The organism is Nostoc sp., from assembly GCF_035638895.1.
Taxonomy (GTDB): Bacteria; Cyanobacteriota; Cyanobacteriia; order Cyanobacteriales; family Nostocaceae; genus Nostoc.
On sequence record NZ_DASQZC010000299.1, the window covers coordinates 37836 to 44595 of the forward strand.

At 38.9% G+C, this 6760-nt stretch carries 5 protein-coding genes; 1 reads left to right on the forward strand and 4 read right to left on the reverse strand.

Annotation, left to right across the window (positions count from 1 at the left end; genetic code table 11):
* The first annotated feature begins 58 nt into the window (after positions 1-58).
* Entirely contained in the window at positions 59-1870 is a 1812-nt protein-coding gene (locus VE944_RS14625) for an ABC transporter ATP-binding protein (RefSeq protein WP_324978168.1), read from the forward strand.
* Positions 1871-1956: 86 nt separating this feature from the next.
* On the opposite strand, the gene VE944_RS14630 is transcribed toward VE944_RS14625, so the two are convergent.
* The 4 genes from VE944_RS14630 to VE944_RS14645 all read right to left on the reverse strand — a co-directional run bounded on the left by VE944_RS14630 (position 1957) and on the right by VE944_RS14645 (position 6608).
* Positions 1957-2334: a DUF1636 family protein gene (locus VE944_RS14630; protein WP_324978170.1), complete on the reverse strand. Its 378-nt coding sequence runs from the start codon at positions 2332-2334 to the stop codon at positions 1957-1959.
* 4 nt (positions 2335-2338) lie between these two features.
* Positions 2339-3259 carry an iron-siderophore ABC transporter substrate-binding protein gene (locus VE944_RS14635; RefSeq protein ID WP_324978172.1) on the reverse strand — a complete coding sequence of 307 codons (921 nt, stop codon included), beginning with the start codon at positions 3257-3259 and terminating at the stop codon, positions 2339-2341.
* Positions 3260-3369: 110 nt separating this feature from the next.
* Complete coding sequence (locus tag VE944_RS14640) at positions 3370-3726, reverse strand: hypothetical protein (protein WP_324978174.1); 357 nt, start codon at positions 3724-3726, stop codon at positions 3370-3372.
* Positions 3727-3779: 53 nt separating this feature from the next.
* Positions 3780-6608 carry a TonB-dependent siderophore receptor gene (locus VE944_RS14645; protein WP_324978175.1) on the reverse strand — a complete coding sequence of 943 codons (2829 nt, stop codon included), beginning with the start codon at positions 6606-6608 and terminating at the stop codon, positions 3780-3782.
* Between the last annotated feature and the right edge of the window lie 152 nt (positions 6609-6760).

Here is a 6760-nt window from a genome sequence, read left to right on the forward strand (position 1 = left end):
CTATTTTTATTATAAATATCGCTCTCATAAATCATCTAACTACAAATAAAAAACAGTCGTGACAATCATATCAAAATCTTTTAAAGTATCCAATAAGCTTAGAAATTCAGCCCACCCTTTACAACGCTTGCTCAACTATGGCAGCCAATATCGCCAACAAATTTGGCAGGCAACATTATGTTCTATCATCAATACGATTTTAGATTTAGCACCACCGTGGTTAATTGGTATTGCGGTAGATATTCTTGTAGAACAGCAAAATTCTGTATTTGGCAAGTTGGGTGTAAAAGAAATAGTTTGGCAATTTTTATTACTTTCATTCCTCACTATCATTGTCTGGATACTAGAATCAAGTTCTGAGTACGCATATAATAGAATTTGGCGTAATTTAGCCCAAAATATCCAGCATAATTTACGCTTGGATGCTTACAATCATGTACAAAAATTAGATTCAGCTTACTTTGAAGAAAGCAGTACTGGCGGTTTGATGTCAATTTTGAACGATGATATCAACGAGTTAGAAGATTTTTTAAATTTTGGAGCCAATGAAATTATTAATATTATCACCTCACTGCTCATTTTAATTGGTGGTGCATTATTCATTTTACCTCCCTACATTACTTTTGCAGCAATGTTACCAATGCCATTTATTGTTTGGGGTTCATTTAGTTATCAAAAACGTCTAGAAGCTCGTTACGCTGAGGTGCGCGAAAGAGTAAGCTTTCTGAACTCACGGCTAGCAAATAATATTAGTGGTATTACCACAATTAAAAGTTTCACTGCTGAAGCTTATGAAAGCGCTAGATTGGCAGGAGATAGCGAAGCATATAGAAAAAGTAACACCAAAGCAATTAAACTTTCGGCTGCATTTGTGCCCTTAATCAGAATGTTAGTTTTAGTAGGGTTCACAGCTTTATTATTTTGGGGAGGTATGGCAGCGTATGGTGGTCAAATATCTATTGGTAGCTATAGTGTTTTACTTGTTTTAGTACAAAGATTACTATGGCCTTTAGTAACATTAGGAGAAATATTTGACAAATATCAAAGGTCAATGGCTTCTACAAAAAGGGTCATGGATTTATTAGATACTCCCATAAATATTGTTACGGGAGACAAATGTTTACCTATTACTCAAGTACGTGGTGAAATTGGCTTCAAACAAGTTACTTTTGCTTATCATGATAGAGAGCCAGTAATTAAAAAATTATCCTTACATATACCCGCCGGTAAAACTATCGCTATTGTTGGTTCTACGGGTTCTGGTAAAAGCACTTTAGTTAAATTATTGTTGCGATTATATGATATTTCTTCTGGCACAATCACTATTGATAATATTAATATCCAAAAATTAAATCTAGGTGATTTGCGTCGTAGTATTGGCTTGGTCAGCCAAGATGTATTCTTATTTCATGGTACTATTGCTGAAAATATCGCCTATGGTACTTTTAATGCTACTGATAAACAAATCATTGAAGCTGCAAAAATTGCCGAAGCTGATGATTTTATTATGCGGCTACCCCAAGGTTATGAGACAATAGTCGGAGAACGGGGTCAAAAATTATCTGGTGGACAACGCCAAAGAATTGCGATCGCTAGGGCTGTTTTGAAGAATCCACCTATTTTGATTTTAGATGAAGCCACCTCAGCAGTAGATAATGAAACTGAGGCTGCTATTCAACGTTCTTTAGAACGAATTACAGTTGATCGAACGACCATAGCCATAGCTCATCGTCTTTCCACTATCCGTAATGCTGATTGTATTTATGTGATGGAATATGGGGAATTAGTTGAGTCGGGAACACATGAAGTATTGTTGGAGAAGAATGGGATTTATGCTAACTTATGGAACGTGCAATCAGGGGTGAAATAAAAAGTTTAGATTTTACCAGCTTGACTAGTAGCTAAATAAATTAGATTAGTGGCGATCGCGATTGCTCCAATAATCGAGTCACAAAACTATAATATTACAGGCGGAATTTGGGCGAAAATCGCAGACTGCAAAACTTTCGGAAGCTGTTCCCAAGCTATAGCCCCTTTACGCTTTTTAATATACAGTTGCATAAATTCTAGTAATGCTGTTGGGCTTTCTTCTGGGAGAAGATTCACAAACAGATAGGTGGGTTTGTCTTGGCTGGATACAGCTACAACACAGCCTTGACTACAAGCCCATAAACATTTAACTGGCTGAATTTCAAATTTATCAGCAGGAAATTCTTCGACGCATAAACTATTTAGTTTGTCGGATAAAATAGTGCCATCAAGAGGCGAAGTTTCTGGTCGTTCTTCAGATGAACAGTGGCAGGATTTGCAGACGAATAGCGTGTGTTTGGGCATGGACTTAGGGAGTTTTTACGAGGTATTTATAGAGGTCATCGATTACTGCATCAGCTGCAAGTAAATTTGACTCCCTCCAATTTGACAGATTTACAATGTATACATGATTTTGTTGAACAGCTTTAAGGGTCTTCCATAGTGGTTTTTCTTTGAGTTTATTAAAGGTTTTTCCTTCGTCGTCCCCATCAAAGCCTAGAAATATAACATCACCATCAATTTTCGATAATTCTTCTTCAGGAATAAAAATGTATCCGTATGGAGTAACCACATCTTGTAATTCTGTGCGTTGTAGACCGACATCATTCAGGATTGAACCAGCGAATACATTTTTTAGTTCGCTAATAAATATAGGGCGGCTGCTATCTTCTACATAAACATAAGAAAATTTTTTATTTTGATAGCGATCGCCTAGTGCCGCTTTCAGTTCTTGAATTCGCTGATAATAATGATTCCAAGCCTGTTGAGAAGCATTTTCCCTTCCTAAAACTTTGATGACAAAATTAAAATGTTCCTTCCATTGACGGGGGCCTTCCCAACCAGTTTGTACAGTTGGGGCAATTTCTGATAGTAAAGGATAAATACTTTTGTCGTCGCTCAAATTTATAATCAAATCGGGTTTTAGTTGCAATATTTTTTCTAGATTTGGTTGCATTACATCTCCCACCGATTCGATCCCATCTATCTTGTCTTCAAAATATTTAGGAAACTCATTTTTCTGATAACCAGTTGCACTTCCAACTGGTTTAACATCGAGAGCAAGTAAGTTACCCAAGGTAGCTATATGTAAGCTGATAATACGTTGAGGATTTTGAGGTACACAAGTTTCTCCCGCTAGATGCTGAATTATCCGACATTTCACGGGGCGAGATAATTCACTTAGATTACCTACATTTTTAGTTAATTTTTGGTTGCAAGCAGAAAACATAAAACTTGTTAGGCTAGCAAGTATAAATATGATTATTGCACGACTTATTTTCTTCATCAGAGGAATAGTGGCAGGATTTGCAGACGAATAGCGTGTCTCTGGATATGGAGTTAGGGAGTTTTGACGAGGTATTTAAAAAGATCATCAATTACTACATCAGTTCCAAGCATATTTGTTGCAGCCCATGACATAAATCCGACTAGTTTTATCCCCTCTGTTTTAACTTTAAAAGATATTAGAGAGCTTTCCTCTTGGTACATTTCGTTGGTTGTTCCGATAGGTTTAACACCAAGTGCAAGCACATTCCCTAAAGTAGATAAAGATAAGGTAACAACACGCTGGGGGTTAACGGGAACACAGGTTTCCCCCATTGTGTGTTTAATTATGCGACATTCTGCGGTTGCTAGTTTAGGTGAATAGGATATATTTTGAGATGCCTGATCATGGCAAGCTGTAACTAGAGTCAATCCTAAGATCCCCAATATTAGCCAACAGAAAAAATTACGCATTGTCTCAATTATTAAAATTGCCAGGAAACTGTTCCTTGTACCGTAAATGGTTGTCCGTAATAAACACGATTAGAATTAAGCGCACTTTCAAAATAGTTTACGTCAAATAGATTTTTGAAGTTGAGTGCAACTCGGAATTTATCTCGGTTATAGAAAATTGCTGCATCAGTGCGAACATAACTAGGCACATCATAAGTATTGGTCAAATCTCCAGCGCGATCGCCTACAAAAAACAAGCCTAGTCCCGCCCCTAAACCTTGTAATTCCCCTTGTTGAATTTCGTACCTTGTCCATAAGTTGAAAGAATGGTTCGCGGTATCTGGTAAGCGATTTCCAACCAATTCAAGATTAGTATCTTCCGTAGTACGTGCATCGATATAAGCATAGCCTGCATAAATATTCCAGCCCGGCAAAATTTCACCTGCAATATTCAGTTCAATACCTTGGCTATTCTGTTCACCTAATTGGATTTGAGAGTTTACATCAGGATCGGGATTATCTACTGAAACATTAGTACGGGTTAAATCATAGAATGCGAGTGTTGCTGAAAGGCGATCGCTCAAATCTGCCTTTACCCCAACCTCATACTGATTGCCACGTTCTGGCTGCAAGGAAGAGTCAACACCAAAAAAGAATGTGCCGTCTGGTGGGGTAAATGAACTTGTGTAACTTGCATAGAGTGAGATCGCAGGTATGGGTTGATAGACAATCCCAAAACGAGGACTGAATGCACTATCTGATGTACTGCTTTCTGTGTTATTGATGAAATCTGTATATTTACGATCAAAAGTATCAAAGCGCACACCTAACAATAACTTTAAGCCTTCTGAGAGTGTAACTTGGTCTTGAAGATAAATTCCCCATGAGTTGGTGAGCGCGCGATCGCTACTTTCAGAAATGACGGCTGCTCCCGGTATTTTTGCTTGACCATAAACAGGATCAAAGATATCAATCGGGTTTGCTTCCCGTTCAGCATATATTGGTGACGAGTTTTCTAAACTATTAAAATCAACTCCAAATAGTAGCTGATGCTGAATTGAACCAGTAGAAAACTTGCCAACCACATTTGTGGTCAGAGCATAAATTGTATTTTCAAGTTCGTATTCTCGATCTATACGATTAAAAGTTCGATTGTCTGCATCCAATCTACCGGGAAGCGTGAGTTTGTCAGTGTAATCACGAGACACCAACCGAAACGCATTGCGTAATGACCAGTTATCATTAAACTTGTGTTCTAGTTGGTATCCAAGCCTTGTAATTGTCTGTTCAATTTCATCAGAAGGTTCACTAAAGTTGCGGTTACGAGACACTTCCCCGTTGGGGTTAGATAATATACTACCAATGACAGGTACGCCAGATGCGTAGGAATCTTTTGTCTTGATGTATTCTCCCTCTAACGTGAGGTTAGTTTTCTCGCTAATAGCCACACTAATAACAGGCGATATGTTTATGCTTTCACCATTAAAGAAATCAACAAAACTATCTGAATTTCTGTAGGCTACGTTGAGACGATATAAAGCCGTCTTCGAGTCATCTAATGGCCCTGATAAATCAATCGCACCTCGATAATAACTATAAGTTCCAACGGTTGCGTCAATACCATAAAAAGGTTCGCTTAAGGGACGTTTAGATATTAGGTTGATACTTCCCCCTGGATTACCTAAACCAAATAGCACTGATGCAGGCCCTTTGAGAACTTCGACTCGATCAATACTGGAAAGTTCAGTCGATTCTCCAGCTACAGGGTCAAGTAGCCCATCTCTAAGAAGATTTGTTTGTGTTGCAGTGAATCCGCGAATGGTAAAAACGGCAAGTGGGCCAAAGTTAAAGCTCTGATTAACACCAGGGACGTTTCTAACCGCATCTTCTATGCGAGTCACCTGTTGGTCGCGCAACACTTCTTGAGGCACTACCTGAATCGATTGGGGAATGTCACGCAAAGGTGTATCGGTCTTTGTCCCAGTCGTAGTATTCGTTACGCGATACCCATCTTGCTCGCCTGTCACCACCAACTCAATCGGCTCATCCGGCTGCGCTGCTGATTCCTCTTGTGGTGTCTCACTTGCTGGCTGTTGTGCTTGTGGTGTTTGGGGCTGCTGTGATGGCTGCGTCGCTGTTACAGCAGAATTTATCCCAAAAACCAGCCCTGCATTATCATCAAATAACTCAACTGTCGGCGACTTTGCATCACCTACAACTGTCACTCGAACAGTATTTGCATCAATATTTATAACCGTTATTTCAGTAACTCCCGTAAGGGGTTTTTCTGAACGAAATACGAAAGCCTCACCGCTGGGTAAACGCAGTTGGGCATTGGGAATATCAGCAATAAAGTTATTATCCTGGCTGCGATTTGTAACTTGCAGTTGTTCCCCAAGAGATGTCTCTAAAATTACCTCTATACCTGTGTTTGTGGGATTTGCCTTGACTCCCGTGATTGGTATTACTTGTTTATCCCCACTTCTTTGTTCTGGGTTAGGGGGATTAGTTGGTGTTGGTGACTGTACCAGCATTTGGGCGCTAGTAACGGGAAGTTCAATTTCGCTGAGTTGACGAATATTTTTACTTGTTTTATCCGATGCTCTTTGCTGTGAACTGGCAATTTGAGACTTAAAGAGTCGGGATTTCCTGGTACTGGGAGCTAATACTGAAGATTTCCGATTCGCAAATTCTTTATCTGTAACTGCAAGCTTCTGATCTAATGCAGATTTTCCTACCCTCTGGGTAGAAGATTTGCCTTGAATATCCTCTCGTACTTCCTCACCTTTAGCGGGAGCGTTAATCACAACAACAACCGCACCTGTTAGCAGGAGGGTCTGAAAAAATTTATCTAGCTTCATTGATCCGCTTACACTCAATCACACTACTTAGTCGTACCCGAAGACACAATGACAATCTTTGAAAAGAATTGTCATTTAGGTTTAAGCTAGTTGAATCATATTATGAAGTGATGCAAGACACAAGATAATTAATAATCTTTTTTATTTAATAT

What these genes read in the sequence shown, in the direction of transcription:
- VE944_RS14630 (WP_324978170.1), bottom strand. Translation starts at nt 2,334, where the DNA reads ATGCCCAAACACACGCTATTCGTCTGCAAATCCTGCCACTGTTCATCT.
- VE944_RS14645 (WP_324978175.1), bottom strand. Translation starts at nt 6,608, where the DNA reads ATGAAGCTAGATAAATTTTTTCAGACCCTCCTGCTAACAGGTGCGGTT.
- VE944_RS14635 (WP_324978172.1), bottom strand. Translation starts at nt 3,259, where the DNA reads ATGTTTTCTGCTTGCAACCAAAAATTAACTAAAAATGTAGGTAATCTA.